15 protein-coding genes are annotated in these 18003 nt (G+C 70.0%); 1 reads left to right on the top strand and 14 read right to left on the bottom strand.

Annotated elements, in window-relative coordinates:
* Nucleotides 1–117: 117 nt before the first annotated feature.
* On the bottom strand, nucleotides 118–3600 hold the full coding sequence (rpoB, locus tag ASG96_RS07375) for a DNA-directed RNA polymerase subunit beta (protein ID WP_056752770.1): 3483 nt from the start codon (nucleotides 3598–3600) through the stop codon (nucleotides 118–120).
* 497 nt (nucleotides 3601–4097) lie between these two features.
* Between rpoB and ASG96_RS07370 the strand changes: the two genes are divergently transcribed.
* A complete protein-coding gene (locus tag ASG96_RS07370; protein WP_056752767.1) occupies nucleotides 4098–4610 on the top strand; it encodes a DUF4282 domain-containing protein in 513 nt (170 codons plus the stop codon).
* Between the two features lie 127 nt (nucleotides 4611–4737).
* Here ASG96_RS07370 and ASG96_RS07365 read toward each other — a convergent pair whose 3' ends face one another.
* From ASG96_RS07365 to ASG96_RS07305, 13 genes are all read right to left on the bottom strand, one after another.
* Entirely contained in the window at nucleotides 4738–5748 is a 1011-nt protein-coding gene (locus ASG96_RS07365) for an agmatine/peptidylarginine deiminase (RefSeq protein ID WP_057588351.1), read from the bottom strand.
* Between the two features lie 65 nt (nucleotides 5749–5813).
* Nucleotides 5814–6776, bottom strand: coding sequence for a nitrilase-related carbon-nitrogen hydrolase (locus tag ASG96_RS07360; RefSeq protein WP_057587600.1), 963 nt, complete (start codon nucleotides 6774–6776; stop codon nucleotides 5814–5816).
* 147 nt (nucleotides 6777–6923) lie between these two features.
* On the bottom strand, nucleotides 6924–7589 hold the full coding sequence (locus ASG96_RS07355; protein ID WP_157610735.1) for a hypothetical protein: 666 nt from the start codon (nucleotides 7587–7589) through the stop codon (nucleotides 6924–6926).
* Nucleotides 7573–8226, bottom strand: coding sequence for a hypothetical protein (locus ASG96_RS07350; protein WP_057587595.1), 654 nt, complete (start codon nucleotides 8224–8226; stop codon nucleotides 7573–7575). The genes ASG96_RS07355 and ASG96_RS07350 overlap by 17 nt, the downstream gene beginning before the upstream one ends.
* Before the next feature lie 24 nt (nucleotides 8227–8250).
* On the bottom strand, nucleotides 8251–9549 hold the full coding sequence (locus ASG96_RS07345; protein WP_057587593.1) for an MCE family protein: 1299 nt from the start codon (nucleotides 9547–9549) through the stop codon (nucleotides 8251–8253).
* On the bottom strand, nucleotides 9546–10799 hold the full coding sequence (locus tag ASG96_RS07340) for an MCE family protein (RefSeq protein WP_057587591.1): 1254 nt from the start codon (nucleotides 10797–10799) through the stop codon (nucleotides 9546–9548). The genes ASG96_RS07345 and ASG96_RS07340 overlap by 4 nt, the downstream gene beginning before the upstream one ends.
* Nucleotides 10796–12010: an MCE family protein gene (locus tag ASG96_RS07335; RefSeq protein WP_057587589.1), complete on the bottom strand. Its 1215-nt coding sequence runs from the start codon at nucleotides 12008–12010 to the stop codon at nucleotides 10796–10798. The genes ASG96_RS07340 and ASG96_RS07335 overlap by 4 nt, the downstream gene beginning before the upstream one ends.
* The gene (locus tag ASG96_RS07330) at nucleotides 12010–13041 is read right to left on the bottom strand and encodes an MCE family protein (protein ID WP_057587587.1); all 1032 of its coding nucleotides are present in this window, start codon (nucleotides 13039–13041) and stop codon (nucleotides 12010–12012) included. The genes ASG96_RS07335 and ASG96_RS07330 overlap by 1 nt, the downstream gene beginning before the upstream one ends.
* On the bottom strand, nucleotides 13038–14069 hold the full coding sequence (locus ASG96_RS07325) for an MCE family protein (RefSeq protein WP_057587585.1): 1032 nt from the start codon (nucleotides 14067–14069) through the stop codon (nucleotides 13038–13040). Before ASG96_RS07325 ends, ASG96_RS07330 begins: the two co-directional genes overlap by 4 nt.
* Nucleotides 14066–15397 (bottom strand): MCE family protein, encoded by a 1332-nt coding sequence (locus ASG96_RS07320; RefSeq protein WP_082591680.1) that lies wholly within the window; start codon nucleotides 15395–15397, stop codon nucleotides 14066–14068. The genes ASG96_RS07325 and ASG96_RS07320 overlap by 4 nt, the downstream gene beginning before the upstream one ends.
* Nucleotides 15394–16251: an ABC transporter permease gene (locus ASG96_RS07315; protein WP_056752743.1), complete on the bottom strand. Its 858-nt coding sequence runs from the start codon at nucleotides 16249–16251 to the stop codon at nucleotides 15394–15396. The genes ASG96_RS07320 and ASG96_RS07315 overlap by 4 nt, the downstream gene beginning before the upstream one ends.
* 10 nt (nucleotides 16252–16261) lie before the next feature.
* Entirely contained in the window at nucleotides 16262–17032 is a 771-nt protein-coding gene (locus tag ASG96_RS07310; RefSeq protein ID WP_057587583.1) for an ABC transporter permease, read from the bottom strand.
* A 1-nt stretch (nucleotide 17033) separates the two neighbouring features.
* Complete coding sequence (locus ASG96_RS07305) at nucleotides 17034–18002, bottom strand: ABC transporter ATP-binding protein (RefSeq protein ID WP_056752731.1); 969 nt, start codon at nucleotides 18000–18002, stop codon at nucleotides 17034–17036.
* Nucleotide 18003: the final 1 nt, after the last annotated feature.

Genomic DNA, 18003 nt, shown 5'->3' with positions numbered 1-18003 from the left:
TTCCTTCTCTCGTAACTCTCGTTAAGTCTTTGGTCTGAGTGGTGTTCGTTGACGAGGGGGCGTATGCCGCTGAGCGGGCCCAGCGGCATACGCACCGCTTGTCGTTAGGTGGCCTTCTCAGACCTCTTCGACGCTGGACGGCTCACGCCGGCTCAGGTCGATGCCGAGCTCCTCCGCCGCGCGGAAGACCTCCTCGTCGGACTCCTTCATCTCGATCGTGGTGCCGTCGCTGCTCAGGACCTCGACGTTGAGACACAGCGACTGCATCTCCTTGAGGAGGACCTTGAACGACTCCGGGATGCCCGAGTCGGGGATGTTCTCGCCCTTGACGATGGCCTCGTAGACCTTCACGCGGCCGGGAACGTCGTCCGACTTGATCGTCAGGAGCTCCTGGAGCGTGTAGGCGGCGCCGTACGCCTCGAGGGCCCAGACCTCCATCTCACCGAAGCGCTGGCCACCGAACTGGGCCTTACCGCCGAGCGGCTGCTGGGTGATCATGGAGTACGGACCCGTCGAACGAGCGTGGATCTTGTCGTCCACGAGGTGGTGGAGCTTGAGGATGTACATGTAGCCGACCGCGACGGGCTCGGGGAACGGCTCGCCGGAGCGGCCGTCGAAGAGGCGCGTCTTGCCCGAGGCGTCGATGAGGCGGACCCCGTCGCGCGTCTTGAGCGTCGAGTCGAGCAGACCCGTGACGACGTCCTCCGACGCACCGTCGAAGACCGGCGTCGCCACGCGCGTGCCCGCGGGGGCCTCGTGCGCGTCGGGCGCGATCTCCTTGGCCCACTCCGGGTTGCCCTCGATCTTCCAGCCGCGCGAGGCGGCCCAGCCGAGGTGCAGCTCGAGGATCTGGCCGAGGTTCATGCGTCGCGGCACACCGTGCGGGTTGAGCACGACGTCGACCGCCGTGCCGTCCTCGAGGAACGGCATGTCCTCGACCGGCAGGATCTTGGAGATGACGCCCTTGTTGCCGTGGCGGCCGGCGAGCTTGTCACCGTCGGTGATCTTGCGCTTGTTGGCCACGTAGACGCGGACGAGCTGGTTGACGCCGGGCGGCAGGTCGTCGCCCAGGTCGGCACGGAACTCCTTGACGCCGATGACCGTGCCGGTCTCGCCGTGAGGCACCTTGAGGCTCGTGTCACGGACCTCGCGCGCCTTCTCACCGAAGATGGCGCGCAGCAGGCGCTCCTCCGGCGTCAGCTCGGTCTCGCCCTTGGGCGTGACCTTGCCAACGAGCAGGTCACCGTCACGGACCTCGGCGCCGACGCGGATGATGCCGCGCTCGTCGAGGTCGGCGAGGACCTCCTCGGAGACGTTCGGGATGTCCCGGGTGATCTCCTCGGGGCCGAGCTTCGTGTCGCGGGCGTCGACCTCGTGCTCCTCGATGTGGATCGAGGAGAGGACGTCGTCCTGGACCAGACGCTGGCTGAGGATGATCGCGTCCTCGTAGTTGTGGCCCTCCCACGACATGAACGCCACGAGCAGGTTGCGCCCGAGCGCCATCTCGCCACCCTCGGTCGCGGGACCGTCGGCGATGACGCCACCGGCCTCGAGACGGTCGCCCTCGTTCACGACGACGACCTGGTTGTAGCTCGTGCCCTGGTTGGAGCGCGCGAACTTGGCGATGCGGTAGGTCTGGTACGTGCCGTCGTCGTTGGCGACGGTGACGAGGTCGGCCGACACCTCCTGGACGACTCCGGCCTTCTCGGCGCGGACGACGTCGCCCGAGTCGAGGGCGGCGCGGAACTCCATGCCGGTGCCGACGATCGGCGCCTCGCTCTTGACGAGCGGGACGGCCTGACGCTGCATGTTGGCGCCCATGAGGGCACGGTTGGCGTCGTCGTGCTCGAGGAACGGGATCATCGCGGTCGCGGCCGAGACCATCTGGCGCGGCGAGACGTCCATGTAGTCGACCTCGTCGCCGGGGACGAGCTCGACCTCTCCACCCTTGGTGCGCACGAGCACGCGGTCCTCGGTGAAGTTGTTCTGCTTGTCGAGCGGCGCGTTGGCCTGGGCGACGACGTAGCGGTCCTCCTCGTCGGCGGACAGGTAGTCGACGTCGTCGGTCACGTGACCGCCGGTCACCTTGCGGTACGGCGTCTCGATGAAGCCGAACGCGTTGATGCGACCGTAGGACGCGAGCGAGCCGATGAGGCCGATGTTCGGGCCTTCCGGCGTCTCGATCGGGCACATGCGGCCGTAGTGCGACGGGTGGACGTCACGGACCTCCATCTGGGCGCGGTCACGGGAGATACCACCCGGGCCGAGCGCGGACAGACGACGCTTGTGCGTCAGACCCGCGAGCGGGTTGTTCTGGTCCATGAACTGCGAGAGCTGCGACGTGCCGAAGAACTCCTTGATCGAGGCCACCACAGGGCGGATGTTGATCAGGGTCTGCGGAGTGATCGCCTCGACGTCCTGCGTCGTCATGCGCTCGCGGACGACACGCTCCATCCGCGACAGGCCCGTGCGGACCTGGTTCTGGATGAGCTCGCCGACGGAGCGCAGGCGACGGTTGCCGAAGTGGTCGATGTCGTCGACCTCGACGCGGACGTCGATCTCCTCGGCGTTCTTGACGCCCTTCATCGAGTCCTGGCCGTCGTGCAGCGTGACGATGAACTTGATCGTCTTGACGATGTCGTCGATCGACAGGGTCGAGTCGTTGATCGAGGCGTCGAGACCGAGCTTCTTGTTCACCTTGTAGCGGCCGACCTTGGCGAGGTCGTAGCGCTTGCCGTTGAAGTAGAGGTTGTCGAGCAGGGTCTGCGCGGCCTCCTTGGTCGGCGGCTCGCCCGGGCGCAGCTTGCGGTAGATGTCGAGCAGCGCGTCGTCCTGGCCCTGGGTGTGGTCCTTCTCCAGGGTGAGGCGCATCGACTCGAACTCGCCGAACTCCTCGAGGATCTGGGCCTCGGTCCAGCCGAGGGCCTTGAGGAGCACCGTGACCGACTGCTTGCGCTTGCGGTCGACGCGGACGCCGACCATGTCGCGCTTGTCGATCTCGAACTCGAGCCAGGCACCGCGGCTCGGGATGATCTTGGCCGTGTAGATGTCCTTGTCGGACGTCTTGTCGGGCGTGCGCTCGAAGTAGACGCCCGGGCTGCGGACGAGCTGCGAGACGACGACACGCTCGGTGCCGTTGATGATGAAGGTGCCGCGCTCGGTCATGAGCGGGAAGTCGCCCATGAAGACCGTCTGGCTCTTGATCTCACCCGTCTGGGCGTTCATGAACTCGGCGGTGACGAAGAGCGGTGCGTCGTACGTCTGGTCGCGCTCCTTGCACGACTCGATCGTCTTGCGGGTCTCCTCGAAGCGGTGGTCGCGGAACGACAGCGACATGGAGCCGCTGAAGTCCTCGATCGGGGAGATCTCCTCGAAGATCTCCTCGAGCCCGGACCGGTCCGGGACGTCGGTGCGTCCCTCGGCCTTGGCCGCGGCGACGCGAGCCTGCCAGCGCTCGTTGCCGAGCAGCCAGTCGAAGCTCTCCGTCTGAAGCGCCAGGAGGTCGGGGACCTCGAGTGGTTCGCGAATCTTCGCGAAGGACAGACGCCCCGAAGGGGTCTGTGCGGTGGACATGTTCGTCGCAGTACGCGAGGCAGCCAAGGAGGGTCCTTCCACGGGCCTTTTTCGAATCTTCAGATCCGCGTTGCCGCATGGCTCCGCTCGCGGGTCCCGAGGTCATACCGGATGCCGGATGGCATGGTGATTGGCCTGACCGAGGTCGCGAAGGGTGGGCATGGGCAGCGCAAAGGCCTAGCCTACCGGTAAAGGGCAGGAGTGTCCAGCCGGGTCAAGAGACGGAGATCGTCTGTCGAGGCGCCCACCGGTCTGGAACGACCGGCGCCCTCGACGTGACCTGCCACGCCTCCCGGACCGGGAGCTCGCGATGCGAACGCGACGAATATGGCCCTCCGCGGGCCCGACGTCAAGACCCACCCCTCGGCAGGCGCGTCGCGACACGCCGCGCAGCGCGGGCCAGAACCCCGCTGACCTGCGACGACGCGCAGCGCGAGGGTGCCGATCCGGGCCTCTGGACAGGGCCCCGCCCTAGCATGGAGCACGCCAGAGATCCGTTGACGTCTCCTTCCGAGAGGGAAGCCATGTCCGATCCGAACCCGCCCGAGCAACCGTCCTTCAACCAGCCCGCCGGCAGCGACCCGACGACGCCGATCCCGAGCGGCCAGCCCGCCTCGCCCGCGTCGCCCGTGCCGGCCGCCCCGGGCGCACCGGACGCACCGGTCGCCGGCAGCACCCCTCCCCCGCCGCCGCCCGTGGCGCCGACCGGTGGGTCGAGCGGCATGTCGAGCATCCCGGACCCCGCCAGGGAGGGCGCCGGCTTCTTCGCCGCGCTCTTCGACTTCAGCTTCACGAACTTCGTCACGCCGATCCTCGTGCGGTTCGTCTACCTGCTGGCGACCGTGGCGCTCGTCGCGAGCTGGCTCATCTTCGTGTTCGCCGGCTTCGCCAACAGCGTCGGGACCGGCCTCGCCGCGCTCATCCTCGGCCCGGTCTTCGTCATCATCTACCTCGCCGTCATCCGCATGACCCTCGAGTTCTACCTCTCGGTCGTGCGCATGAGCGAGGACATCCACAAGCGACTCCCGCAGGCCTGAGCCGCCGGGCCACCCGCGGCCCCTCCACGTCGAGTGGGCACTCTCCGCGGGGAGAGTGCCCACTCGACGTCCGGGGCGGTCCGGGGCTGTCCGGGGCCCTGGCGTGGTGGGACGGACCCGGTCGGTGTCAGAGGGCGGGCTGCTGCTGGGTGATGCAGTGGATGCCGCCACCACGGTCGAAGAGCGGGCGCGCGTCGACACCGACGACCCGCCGACCCGGGTACGCCTCGGCGAGCACCGCGAGCGACGCCTCGTCCTGCTCGTCCCCGAAGGTGCAGGCGATGACGCCGTCGTTGACGACGAGGTGGTTGAGGTAGGACCAGTCGACCGGGCCCTCGGCGTCGGCGAGGGTGCGCGGGGCCGGCACCCCGACGACCTCGAACCGCTCGCCACGCGCGTCACGGGCGTCCTCGAGGAGCTCGCGCAGGGCGCGTGAGACGGCGTGGTCGGGGTGCGAGGGATCCTGCTGCTCGTGGAGCAGCACGACCCCCGGCCTCGGGATCGTCGCCACGATGTCGACGTGGCCGCGGGTGCCGAACTCGTCGTAGTCGCGGGTCAGGCCTCGCGGGAGCCACACGCACGTCGTGGCCCCGATGGTGCGCGCGAGCTCCGCCTCGACGTCGCTGCGGGTCAGACCCGGGTTGCGGCCCGGGTCGAGCTGGACGGTCTCGGTGAGCAGCACCGTGCCCAGCCCGTCGACGTGGATGCCACCGCCCTCGTTTACGAGGGACGAGCCGATGACCTCGGCCCCGGACAGACCCGCGACGAAGCCGCCGACCCGGGCGTCGTGCTCCCACGTGGCCCACGCCTGCGCGCCCCAGCCGTTGAAGACCCAGTCGACCGCGCCGAGACGCGAGCCGTCGGCCGAACGGACGAAGGTCGGGCCGATGTCGCGCATCCACGCGTCGTCGAGCGCGGCCGGCACCAGCTCGACGTCGGGGTGCAGGTGCGCCCGCGCCACGTCGAGGTCGGCGGGCACGACGACCATCCGGACCGGCTCGAACTCGACGACCGCGTCGGCGACGGCCGCCCACGTGCGGCGCGCCGAGGCCACCTCCTCGGGAGTCTCGCCGAGGGTGTAGCCCTGGCTCGGCCAGGCCATCCACGTGCAGTCGTGCCGGGCGGTCTCGGACGGCATCAGCCAGCCGGGCTCACCCGCTCCCGCCGCGCCTCCCGCACCGCTCGGCGCCGGGACGGCATCGGTCACTGCTGCACCTCGCGACGGTGCTCGTCCCGCACGGGTGCGGTCAGGGCGGCATACGAGTCGGGCCGACGGGTCTCGAGGAAGGGGAAGAGCTCGAGCCAGTCGCGTCGCTGCGCGAGGTCGAGGTCGGCGACGAGGACGGCCGCCTCGTCACGCGGGGCCTGGACGAGGACGCGACCGTAGGGGTCGGAGATGAACGAGCTGCCGTAGAAGGTGATGAGGCCCTCGGTGCCGAAGCGGTTGGGCACGACCATGAAGAGGCCGTTGGCGATGCCGTTGCCGACGATGACCTGCTGCCACAGCGGCTGCGTGTCGAAGTCGGGATGGTCGGGCTCGGACCCGATGGCCGTGGGGTAGCAGAGCACCTCGGCGCCGCCGAGCGAGTAGAGGCGCGCGACCTCGGGGAACCACTCGTCCCAGCAGGTCGGCAGGCCGAGCCTGAGCGCCGGGTCACCCAGTGCCACAACGGGATACGCGTCGTCGGGCGGTCCGGGGCGGAAGTACTTGTCCTCGTAGTAGCCGGCCGTGACGGGGATGTGGGTCTTGCGGGTCCGGGCCACGACCTCCCCGCTCGGGGCCACGACGACCGCGGTGTTGAAGCCGAGCCCGTCGCCCTCGTCGGCGCGCTCGTAGAGCGAGGCGTGGACGGGGATCCCGAAGTCGCGGGCGGCATCGCGGGCGAAGGTCACCGTCGGGCCGGACTCGAGATCCTCGGCGAGCGCCGACGGGGTGCCCGCTGGCAGCGTGTCGGCCGGGTAGCGCGACAGGGTCAGCTCGGGCAGGAAGACGATGGAGGCGCCGGCCTCGGCCGCCGTGCGGATGCCGTCACGGAGCGTCTCGAGGAGGGCAGCGGGGTCGTCGACCCACTCGTGCTGCACCACGCCGACCCGGATGGGCGCGGTGCCGGGCTGGTCGACGCGGGCGAGGGACTCTGGGACGCCATTGGCCTGGATGAGCTTCACAGCGTGCAGTATGCCGCAGGGCCCAAGGGTGGTCCGAGCCTCGGTCGCTGCACCAGTCCCCCGTGCGTCGTGCCGCGGGACATCGGTGGGCGCCTCGGTCCCGGACGACCTCGCGGGCGCCCGGGACCTTCCCCCTTCTTCCCCCTGTCAGAAGGCGGACAGCTCGCTGACGAGCCAGCGATCGCCCACCTTCCGCATGGTCGCGATGACCCGGTTCTGGTCGATCGCGGGAGCCTGCTGGGCCTTGGTGGTCGTGGCCTGGTTGACGAAGGCCATGACCCGCACGGTCGTCCCCTCGCCGCCGTCGCCGTCCGCGTCCATGACGCCGGCGTCGTAGACCTTGGCCTGCACGATCGCGTCGTTCTTGACGGCCATCGGCTTGATGTCGGTGGCCGCGACCTTGGTGAACTGGTCCTTGAACGGGGACGTCAGCTGCGGGGTGACCTCGCCGACGTGCTTGTCGAAGGCGGAGCCGCTGTAGCTGAGCAGGCTCTCCAGGGTCGTCCGGGCCGATCCCACCGCGGCCGTGCGGTCGGTGTCGGAGACCGCGGGGCGCAGCGCGTACACGAGCGAGGCCGCGAGCAGGGCGAGCGCGAGCGTGACGCCGATGGCGGAGGCCCACAGGCCGGCCGAGCCGCGATCGCCGGCAGGGTCGTCGGCGGTCGGTGCGGGCCTGTCGTCGAGGACGAGGGTCGAGGTCGCGGGGGCGCCGGTGTCGGCGCCTGCGGACCGTCGCCGGGCGCCGGCCACGCGCTTGCGAGGACCCGCGGCGGGCGCGGCGAGGGGGCGGCGGGGATCAGCTGACGAAGTCAAGGGTGCTCACCTTCCAGGCGTCGCCGACCTTCACGAGGTCGAGCCGGAGCCGGTACGTCTTCTTCTCTGCCTTGGGTGTCGAGGCGTTGGACGTGGGGGCCACGACCCCGACGATGACCTTGGCCGAGTCGTCGTCGCCCGACACGAGCGAGGCCTCGGCCCGCTCGACCGTCGAGACCGTCTTGTTGGCGGTGACGACGGGCTCCAGCTGGGCCAGCGTGGAGGCGTACTCCTTCCGGAAGGCTCCCGTCGACTCGTCGAGCACACGCTGGGTGTCGGCGTCGAACGAGGCGGCGTTCATCGTCACGAAGTTGACGGCGATCTGGCGCCCGGCGGCCAGGGCGGCGGCGCGGCTGTCGGCCTCGCGCTGCTGCTGCCAGGCCGAGCGGCCCAGGGTCGCCGTGACGGCGACGGCGACGAGCAGCAGGACGGCCGTGACGGTCCACAGCAGCCGGGGGGTGGGGCGCCACGTGCGGACACCCCTAAGGCCCGCACGTGGCGCGTCGGGGTGACCGGAGCCCACTGCGGCGTCAGTGGGGTCGTGAGTCTCGCGGGGTTCGCGCGGCTCGCGGTCGGCGGAGGTCTCGGGCGACCGCGAGGGCCGCTCGGTCTCCGAGCGGGTGGTGACCATCGTCATCGAGGGATTTCCTTCCGTCACCGGCTAGCGGAGCGCCTCCTGCATCATCCAGAGCCAGCTCGTGCCGTTGTCGGTCCGTTCGTCGCCACCGGCCGGAGCGACCGGCGACTGGACTGACAACGAGGCAGGGCTGCCGGAGGTCACGGCCCGGTTGCCGAGAGCGACCGGTGTCGCCCCGAAGGACATGGGGTAGCTCTGCCCGCTCTGTCCCCCTCGGGTGGGTTTGGGCGCGTTCTGCGCTCCGCGGACGTTGACCCCGGAGCCCCGCGACGCGGCGCAGTGGGCGTCGAGGTTCACGGGCGGCAGGCCCGTGGTGCGGTGCGGGTCGACCTTCGTCGTGCCCTCGTAGCCGGCCTCGCAGGCCTTGGGGTCGTCGACGTTGAGCACGAGACCGAAGTGGGCGGTGCCGTCGCCGGGCACGACGCTGAAGCCGCCCGTCACGACGTCGGGGTAGGTGACGAGGAGCTGCTCGATCCCGTCGAGCCGGGCCGTCGTCACGTTGCCGATGGTGATGAAGTTGGCGAGGAGCGCCGCCAGGCTCTGCTTGTTCTCGGAGATGAGCGCGTCGAGCTGCTCGACGGCGACGGACCCTCGGTCGAGGACCACGCGTAGGTCGGGATCCGCCTCCCGAAGAGCGTCGGCGACGTTCGCGAAGCCGGACACGCTGGTGCGGATGTCGTCACCGCTCCTGACCTGCGTGTCGAGGACGATGCGGCCGTCGTCGAGGAGGCGCGTCGTCTCGGGGAGCGCCTCGGACGCAGCGGTGGTCAGGGCGTCACCGGAGTCGATGAGCCGCTGCAGGTCGGAGCCACCACCCTTGAACGCCTCGGCCAGCTCGTCGACGGTGGTGACGAGGGCGTCGCGCGGCACCGACGCGACGGTGTCGTCGACGTGCTGGAGCAGCTGGTCGATCCGGAGCGGGAAGGCGGTCCGGTCTCGCGGGATGACGTCGCCCGACGCCAGGTAGGGAGCGCGCGCGGTGCGCGGCTGGAGGTCGAGGTACTGCTCGCCCACCGCCGACCGGTTCTCGACGACGGCCTTCGTGTCCTTCGGGACCTCCGTGCCGCGGTCGAGCCTCGCGTCGACGACGACGCCGTCGCCGGACAGGCGCATCCCCTCGACCTTGCCGACGGTGACGCCGCGGTAGCTGACCTCGGCGCCGACGAAGATGCCGCCCGACTGGGCGAGGTCGGCGGACACGACGTAGCTGCCCCCGGCGAGCTTGTCGGTGAGCCCGACGTAGCTCGCCGAGAGGACCGCCACGAGCGTGATCGACAGGAGGGCGAAGGCGGCCAGCTGGAGCCGGACGGTGCGGGTGATCATCGAGAGCCTCCCGTGGGGAAGAGCGTGGACCACGACGCGGCGTCGGCCCAGCCGTCGGCGGAGCCGTCGCCCGCCGAACCGGAACGGCTCGAGCCGACCAGGCCACCGGGCAGCGTCGTCGGCAGGGGCACGCCGGGCACCGACGGCACGGTGACGCTCGGGAGCGGGACCGAGGGCACGGGCACCGACGGCAACGGCACCGACGGCAGCGGCGCCCCCGGGATGTCCGGCAGGGCCGGGAGCCTGCCGACGCCGAGGTTGCCGGCGATGGTGTCGAGGTTGGTGTCGAGGGTCGCCCAGAGGTTGGTGAAGTCGCCCTTGATGGTGTTCTGGGCGTTGTTGGGGAAGGGGTAGGTCAGCAGCAGCTGGTAGCTCTTGGGCAGGTCGTCACCGGCCTTGTTGAGCTGCCGCAAGATCGGGCTGACCGCCCTGAGATTGGCCTCGAGGTCGGCCCGCGAACCGCGGATGACCCGGGTGCCGACCTCGCCGAGGTCACGCAGGGCCGTGAGCATCGCCGTCAGCTGTCGGCGCTGGTCGGCGAGGAGCGTCAGCCCCTTGGGCAGCTCGTCGAGCGCTGCGGCGATCTTGGCCTGGTTCTTCGCCAGCGTCGACGAGAGCCGGTCGATGCTGTCGATGGCCCGCACGATCTCGCCCTTCTGGGCGTCGAGTCCGCCGACGAAGGTGTTCAGCTGCGTGACCAGGTCCTTGACGTCGCCGGTGCGGCCGCGGAGCGCGTTGTTGAGCTCGGCCTCGATGGTCTTCAGCTGGGCGACACCACCACCGTTGAGCAGCAGCGACATCGCGCCGAGGACCTCCTCGACCTCGGGATTGCGGCTCGTGCGCGACAGCGGGATGCGGTCGCCCTGTCCGAGGCGGCCCTGCGACGGCACGTCGGTCGGGGCGGCGATCGCGACGTACTTCTCGCCCAGGAGCGAGGTCTGCTTGAGCTCGGCCGTCGCGTTGTCGGGCAGCACGACGGTGCCGGGCAGCCGCAGCCGGACCGTCGCGGTCCAGCCCGTCACCTGGATGTCCTCGACGGTCCCGACGGTGACCTGGTTGACCTTGACCGACGACTGGGGCACGAGGTCGAGCACGTCGGCGAACTCGGCAGTGACGGTGTAGGAGTCGTCGCCGGTGCCGGCGCCGCCCGGGAGCGGCAGGTCGTAGGCGCTGCAGCCCCCGAGAGCGAGGCAGGCCAGCACGACGACGGCGGACCCACGTCGGGAACGGGAGCGGACGGCATACGTCATCGGGAGCCTCCGAGCAGTCCACCGAGAGTGGGGTCGGCGCCCCGCAGGTTGACGAGGCCACTCGACTGCGGAGTGCCCTGCAGCGCAGCGCCGCTCGGCAGCGAGGGCAGGGTGGGCAGCTGGGGCAGCAGCGCCTTCTTCAGGGAGTCGCACAGCCTGGTGTTCCCCGTCCTCGTCGGGCCGGTGAGGATCGAGCAGACGAGGAGCAACGGGTCGTCGAGACCCTTCGCGTTGTTGCGGGTGTCGAGCGTGCCGGTCTGCGGGTGGTAGGCGTTCTGGAGGTTCGACAGGGCGACCGGCGCGTTCTCGAGGAGCTGGGCGAGGGCCTGACGGTTCTTCGCGAAGGCGTTGGTCACGGTGACCGCGCGGTCGAGGTCGCTCTTGAGCAGCGCTCGGTTGTCGGAGACGAAGCCCGACACCTCTTCGACCGCGACCCCGAGGCTCTCGAGGGTCGCCTTGAGGTTCTCGCGCTCCTCGCTCAGCTGGGTCGCGACCGTCGCCAGGTCGGCGTTGAGCCGGCGCACCTGCGTGTTGTTCGTCGCGAGCATCGAGGTGAAGGACTGGAGGTTCTTCACGGTGCCGAAGAGGTCGTCGCGGCTGCCGGACAGGGTCGACAGCGCGGTCGACAGGTCGTGCACCGTGCCGTTGATCGTGTCGCCGTTGCCGTCGAGGTTGGCCGCCGACGTGCGCAGCAGCTCGTTGAGCGCGCCGTCCTTGTTGGCGCCGTCGGGACCGAGCGCGACCATGAGGTCATCGAGGCTCTGGGACACGCGGTCCAGCTCGACGGGAACTGCCGTGCGCTCCAAAGGGATTCGCGTGCCGGCCGTCAGTGCGGGGCCGGCCTCGTAGACGGGCAGCAGCTGGACGTAGCGGTCGGAGACCAGCGAGGGCGCGACGATGGCGGCCTTGGCCGAGGCCGGAACGCGGTGCGTGTCGTCGTAGCTGAAGGTGACGTGCACGTGGTCGCCCTCCGGCGTCACGGTGTCGACCTGGCCGATCTTGACCCCGAGGATGCGCACGTCCGAGCCCGGGTAGAGACCGACCGCACGGGTGAAGTCGGCGCTCACCGACGTCTGGGCCCGGCGGGGCCAGAACACGACGCCGGCCGCGACCAGGGCGACGACGACGAGACCGGTGACCACCTTGCCGAGGACGGTCGCGGGGCCGTGGAGCCGGCCGAACGGCAGACGGGAACCCTGGGGCGCAGTCATCAGCGGCCACCTCCGGAGGTGCCGGGGAGAAGCAGGTCGGGCAGCTGCGTGCCCGGCAGCGCGAGCCCCGGCGTGCCGACGGGCACGACGAGGTTGGAGACCCACGTGTCGAACCATCGTCCCGTGCCGAGCGTGTTGGCGTAGACCCGCGTGAAGGGGGCCATCGCCCGGATCGTCTTCTGCAGGTCGGTGTCGTGCTTCTGGAGCATCGCGAGCGTCCTGTCGAGCTCGGCGAGCGCCGGCTTGAGCTGGGCCCGGTTGTCGCGGGCGAGACCCGTCAGCTGCTTGGCGAGCGCCGAGGTGTTGCGGAAGAGCGTGCGGATGTCGTCGCGACGCTTGACGAGCTCGACCATGAGCAGGTCGGCGTCCCTGATGAGCGTGCTGACCTGCTGGTTGCGGCTGCGGACGAGGCCGGAGACGCTGTTGGCCCGCTGGAGCAGCGAGCCCAGCTCGGCGTCGCGGCCGGCCACCGTGCGCGAGAGGCGGGAGAGCCCGTCGAGGGTGGCCTTGACGTACTGCGGGCTGTCCTTGAACTCCGTCGCGATGACCGTGAGGGACTTCGCCAGCTGGTCGGTGTCGATGCGCTCGGTCGTCGTCGTGAGGTCCTGGAAGGCGTTGATGACGTCGTAGGAGCTGACGGTGCGCGCGACGGGGATCTGCGCGTCGGCCTCGAGCTGGCCCTGGCCCTTCGGGTCGAGCGCGACGTACTTCTCGCCGAGGATCGTCTTCATCCGGATCGACGCACCGGTCTGCCGGCCGAAGCTCGCGTCCTCGGTGATGGTGAAGTCGACACGGACGTGGCCGCCCTCGAGGTCGACGCCCGTCACCTTGCCGACCTTGACGCCGGCGATGCGGACGTCGTCGTCCGGCTTGATGCCCCCGGCCTCCGAGAAGGCCGCGCTGTATGCCGTCCCGCCGCCGATGAGCGGAAGGCTGGAGGCGTTGAACGCCAGGTAGAGCACGACAGCGATGGCGAGCAGGCCGATGGCACCGATCGGGACCGGGTTGCGCTCTCGGAAGGGGATGCTCATGACTCGCACCTCGCTGACGAGACCTCGTAGGTGGGGCTCACGCCGGGCAGGATCGGGCTCTTCGTGTCGAACTTGCAGAGGTAGAAGTTGAACCACGACCCATAGGTCGCCGTGCGCGTCAGCGTGGCGATGCGCCTCGGCGCGCCGGTGATGAAGTCCTCGAACTCCTTGACGTTGGCCGGCTTGTTGAGCGTCGTGGCCAGCGTGCGCAGCTGGGCGACGTCGTCCTTGATGAGCGGGCGCGTCGAGACGAGCAGGTCGGCGGTCTCGGCCGAGAGGGTGTTGATCCCGGACAGCGAGCGGCCGATCGTCTCCCGGTCGGCGGCGAGGCCGCTCGTGAAGCGCTGGAGCTGGTCGATGAGCGAGAGCAGCTGCTGGTCGTGGGCGTCGACGGTGCCGAGGACGGTGTTGAGGTTGTCGATGGTGCGGCCGATGACGGCGTCGCGGTCGGCGATGGCCGACGTGAGGCCGGCCGTCCTGGCGAGCAGGGAGTTGACGTCGCCACCCTCCCCCTGCAGCGTCTGGATGAGCAGGCCCGACAGCTCGTTGACGTCGCTCGGCGACAGTGCGGCGAAGAGCGGCTTGAAGCCGTTGAAGAGGACTGTGAGGTCGAGGGCCGGGTGAGTGCGCGAGAGCGGGATCGTCGAGCCGTCGGCAAGTGGCGCGGGGGCGCCGGCGCCCTGGCTCAGCGCGAGGTAGCGCTGGCCCACGAGGTTGCGGTACTTCACCGTCACCTCGGTGCCCCGCGTCAGCACGGAGCTCTTGAGCACCGAGAAGTCGATCTCGGCGGTGGCGCCCTCGGACGTCGCGTCGTGGGCGACCCGGACGTCGGTCACCTCGCCCACCCGGACCCCGGCGATGCGGACGTCCTGCCCGGCGATGACGCCCGTCGCGTCGGTGACGACGGCCGTGTAGGTCGCCTTGGAGCCGAGCTGGATGTTGGCGATCGTCAGCGCGAGGATGCTCGTCGCGAAGAGCGTCACCGCCGCGAAGACGATGAGCTTGATGAGCGAGCCCTTGACCTTCATCGGGTGCTCACCACCGTGCCGCGCATCATCGGTCCCGCGAGCAGGGTCTGGATGCTGCTCGCTCCCCCGTCGGACGACTGGCCGTCACGGGCGAGGAGGGCCGCGACGACGCGCTGCTCGTCGGTCGTGCCGGCGCTGCCGGAGTCAGCGGCGGGGGCCTTGCCGAGCAGCGCCTCGGGCACGGCCGAGAAGGGCGTCGCGTCGCTCGCCGGCTGGGTGCCGTCGTCGAAGTGGTTGCCGGGGAAGGGGTTCGACTGCGACCCGTCGGGCGAGGGCAGGCCGTAGCAGTGCGGGCCGCGCGTGTCGTCCCAGCGCGGCTCCTCCCCCGGCCGGTACGGCTGACGGGGGGCCACGACCTCGAGCGTGATGTGGAAGGTGCCGCCCGCGAAGGCCGCGTTGGCGCGCGGGAGCCAGTTGACCAGGCCCGAGGCCACGCACGGGTAGATCGGGGAGTACTCGGCGAGCAGCTGGAGGGTTGGCTTGCTGACCTGGCCGACCTGGATGATGCGCTGCTCGTTGTCGCGCAGGAAGCCGGCCGCCTCGTTGGCGAAGCCCGCGGTGCCGACGAGGAAGGCCGCGAGCTGCTGGTCCTTCTCGACGATCGTCCTGTTCGGGACGCGCAGCGACTCGGTCAGGCGGAAGAAGTCGGGCGCGACTCCGGCATAGAGGTCTGCGGTGTCGGCCAGCAGGGAGATGTCGTGTCGGATCGTCGGCATGCTGGGGTTGAGCGCCTCGAGGTAGCGGTCGACGAGCACGAGGTTGCGACCGATCTCGTCGCCGCGGCCGTCGAGCGTCGTCGACAGCGCGTTGAGGGTGGTCGCGAGCTTGGCCGGCTGCACGGTGCGCAGGAGCGGGTAGAGGTTGTCGAGGACCGTCTCGAGCTCGATGGACACGGTGCTGCGGTCCTGCGGGATGGTGTCGCCCGCCTGGATCGGGCGCGCGTTCGAGGTGGCCGTGACGAGGTCGACGTAGCGCTCGCCGAAGAGGGTCTTGGGCAGCAGCCGGGCGCTGACGTTCGACGGGATCCCGGCGACCTCGTCGGGCTGGAGCGCCAGCTCGAGACGGGCTCCCGTCGGGGTCGCCTCGACGTGGCGCACCTCGCCGACGAGCAGGCCGCGCAGCTTGACGTCGGAGCTCTCCTGCAGCTGGCTGCCGAGGCGGTCGGTCTCGAGGGTGACCATGACGACGGGCGTGAAGCGCTTCTGGAAGGACGCGACGGCGAGGCCCACGAGCAGCGCCAGCACGAGGAGGAAGACGATGCCGTAGGCCTTGACGCCGATGCGCCACCGCGTCAGCTGGGTGAGCGGGCCGGGGCTGGTGTCGCTCATCCGGCGATCCTCACGCTCGTCGTGGCGCCCCAGATGGCGAGGGACAGGAAGAAGTCGACGATGTTGATGGCCACGATCGACGTGCGCACCGCGGTGCCGACGGCGACGCCGACACCGGCGGGGCCGCCCGACGCCGTGTAGCCGTAGTAGCAGTGGATGAGGATGATGACGACGGCGAAGACCATGACCTTCGCGAACGACCAGAACACGTCACCCGGTGGCAGGAACAGGTGGAAGTAGTGGTCGTAGGTGCCCTCCGACTGCCCGAAGTACGCCGTCGAGATGAAGCGCGTGGCGGCATACGAGCTGAGCAGGCCCAGGACGTAGAGCGGGATGACGGCGATGAAGCCGGCGATCATGCGCGTCGTCACGAGGAACGGCAGCGACGGGATGCCCATGACCTCGAGAGCGTCGACCTCCTCCGAGATGCGCATCGCGCCGAGCTGGGCGGTGAAGCCGCAGCCGACCGTGGCCGCGAGCGCCAGTCCCGCGACGAGCGGGGCGATCTCGCGGGTGTTGAGGTAGGCCGAGAAGAAGCCCGTGAAGGCTCCGGTGCCCAGCTGCTCGAGCGAGGAGTAGCCCTGCAGGCCGACCTCGGTGCCGGTGAAGAAGGCGAGGAAGGCGATGACACCCACCGTGCCGCCGATGACGGAGAGCGCACCGGTGCCGAGGGAGACCTCCGCCAGCAGGCGGATGATCTCCTTCTTGTAGCGGCGGATCGTGCGCCCGCTCCACGCCAGGGAGCGCACGTAGAAGCGCATCTGCTCGCCGAGCGAGTCGAGCGCGCGGGAGGGCCGGCTCGCGAGGTGGAGCAGCCGCTCCGTGCTCGGTCGGGTCTGGGTCTTCGTCGCCATCGCCCTCTCCTCAGATCTTCTGCGGGACGACTTGGAAGTACACGGCCGTGATGACGAAGTTGACGACGAACAGGAGCATGAAGGTGATGACGACGCTCTGGTTCACCGCGTCGCCGACGCCCTTCGGACCACCGCCGGCGTTGAGCCCCTTGTACGCCGCCACGACCGCCGCGATGGCCCCGAAGATCAGGGCCTTGACCTCTGCGGTCCAGAGGTCGGGCAGCTGGGCCAGGGCCGTGAAGCTCGCGATGTACGCGCCCGGCGTGCCGCCCTGGACGATGACGTTGAAGACGTAGCCGCCGACGACGCCGACGACCGACACGAGCCCGTTGAGCAGCACCGCGACGAGCATCGAGGCGAGCACACGGGGCACGACGAGGCGCTGGATCGGGCTGATGCCGAGCACCTCCATGGCGTCGATCTCCTCACGGATCTTGCGCGAGCCGAGGTCGGCGCAGATGGCCGAGCCGCCCGCGCCGGCGATGAGGAGCGCTGTGACGATCGGGCTGGCCTCGCGCAGGACGGCCAGGACGCTGGCGGCGCCCGTGTAGGACTGGGCGCCCAGCTGGCGCGTCAAGGTGCCGAGCTGGAGGGCGATGACCGCGCCGAACGGGATGGAGACGAGAGCCGTCGGTAGGATCGTGACGCTCGCGATGAACCACGCCTGCTGGATGAACTCCTTGACCTGGAACGGTCGCTTGGGCAGGGCCCGGAACACGTCGAGCGCCAGCGCGAAGAGCGAACCGGACTGGCGCAGGGCGCCGGTGAGGGGTGCGGCCACGTCAGCTCACCTCCACCCGGACACCGGGGATGCCCGCGTTGCGTGACTCGAACGAGCCCGGAGGCGGGGTGACGCCGTTGTCGCGGCACCAGCCCCCGGCGGGGCGCTCGGCGCGACGGGGCTTGCCGTCGCTCGTCGGCAGCTGGAGGGCGATCGGCGGCAGGGGCGGCAGCTCCTGGCCCGACTCGGCGGCGAGCTCGTCGGCGTCCTTCTCCTCGGACATGCCGATCGGACCGATCGTCTGGGCGTTGAGGAACTGCCGCACGACCGGCTCCTCCGAGCTGAGCAGCATCTCGCGCGGCCCGAACATCGCCAGGTGCTTGTGGTAGAGCAGGCCGATGTTGTCCGGCACCGTGCGGGCCGTGTTGATGTCGTGGGTGACGATGAGGAACGTCGCGTCGATCTGCGCGTTGAGGTCGACGAAGAGCTGGTTGATGTAGCTCGTGCGCACCGGGTCGAGGCCCGAGTCCGGCTCGTCGATGAGCAGGATCTCGGGGTCGAGCACGAGGGCCCGCGCCAGCCCGGCCCGCTTGCGCATGCCACCTGAGATCTCTCCCGGGAGCTTGCCCTCGGCGCCGGAGAGCCCGACGAGATCCATCTTCTCGGTGACGATGCGCCGGATCTCCGCCTCGGTCTTCTTCGTGTGCTCGCGCAGCGGGAAGGCGACGTTGTCGTAGAGCGTCATCGAGCCGAAGAGGGCGCCGTCCTGGAAGAGGACGCCGAAGAGCTTGCGCACCTCGTAGAGGTCGGCCTCACGCAGGCGCGTCAGGTCACGTCCGTTGATGACGATCGACCCGGCGTCGGGTTTGAGCAGCCCGACGAGTGTCTTGAGGAAGACGGACTTGCCGGTGCCCGAGGGCCCGAGCATGACCGAGATCTCCCCCGCGGGAAGCGTGAGGGTCACGTCCCGCCAGATCGTCTGCGAACCGAAGGTCTTGGTCAGACCTGTGACCGCGATCTCCACACCCATG

This window comes from Terrabacter sp. Soil810, assembly GCF_001429645.1.
GTDB lineage: Bacteria > Actinomycetota > Actinomycetes > Actinomycetales > Dermatophilaceae > Terrabacter.
This window is presented reverse-complemented; position numbering and strand designations above follow the sequence as displayed.

Coding starts and splice junctions, on each gene's coding strand:
- ASG96_RS07370 (WP_056752767.1), top strand. CDS start 4,098: ATGTCCGATCCGAACCCGCCCGAGCAACCGTCCTTCAACCAGCCCGCC.
- ASG96_RS07365 (WP_057588351.1), bottom strand. CDS start 5,748: ATGCCGTCCGAGACCGCCCGGCACGACTGCACGTGGATGGCCTGGCCG.
- ASG96_RS07350 (WP_057587595.1), bottom strand. CDS start 8,226: ATGACGATGGTCACCACCCGCTCGGAGACCGAGCGGCCCTCGCGGTCG.
- ASG96_RS07345 (WP_057587593.1), bottom strand. CDS start 9,549: ATGATCACCCGCACCGTCCGGCTCCAGCTGGCCGCCTTCGCCCTCCTG.
- ASG96_RS07340 (WP_057587591.1), bottom strand. CDS start 10,799: ATGACGTATGCCGTCCGCTCCCGTTCCCGACGTGGGTCCGCCGTCGTC.
- ASG96_RS07335 (WP_057587589.1), bottom strand. CDS start 12,010: ATGACTGCGCCCCAGGGTTCCCGTCTGCCGTTCGGCCGGCTCCACGGC.
- ASG96_RS07330 (WP_057587587.1), bottom strand. CDS start 13,041: ATGAGCATCCCCTTCCGAGAGCGCAACCCGGTCCCGATCGGTGCCATC.
- ASG96_RS07325 (WP_057587585.1), bottom strand. CDS start 14,069: ATGAAGGTCAAGGGCTCGCTCATCAAGCTCATCGTCTTCGCGGCGGTG.
- ASG96_RS07320 (WP_082591680.1), bottom strand. CDS start 15,397: ATGAGCGACACCAGCCCCGGCCCGCTCACCCAGCTGACGCGGTGGCGC.
- ASG96_RS07315 (WP_056752743.1), bottom strand. CDS start 16,251: ATGGCGACGAAGACCCAGACCCGACCGAGCACGGAGCGGCTGCTCCAC.
- ASG96_RS07305 (WP_056752731.1), bottom strand. CDS start 18,002: ATGGGTGTGGAGATCGCGGTCACAGGTCTGACCAAGACCTTCGGTTCG.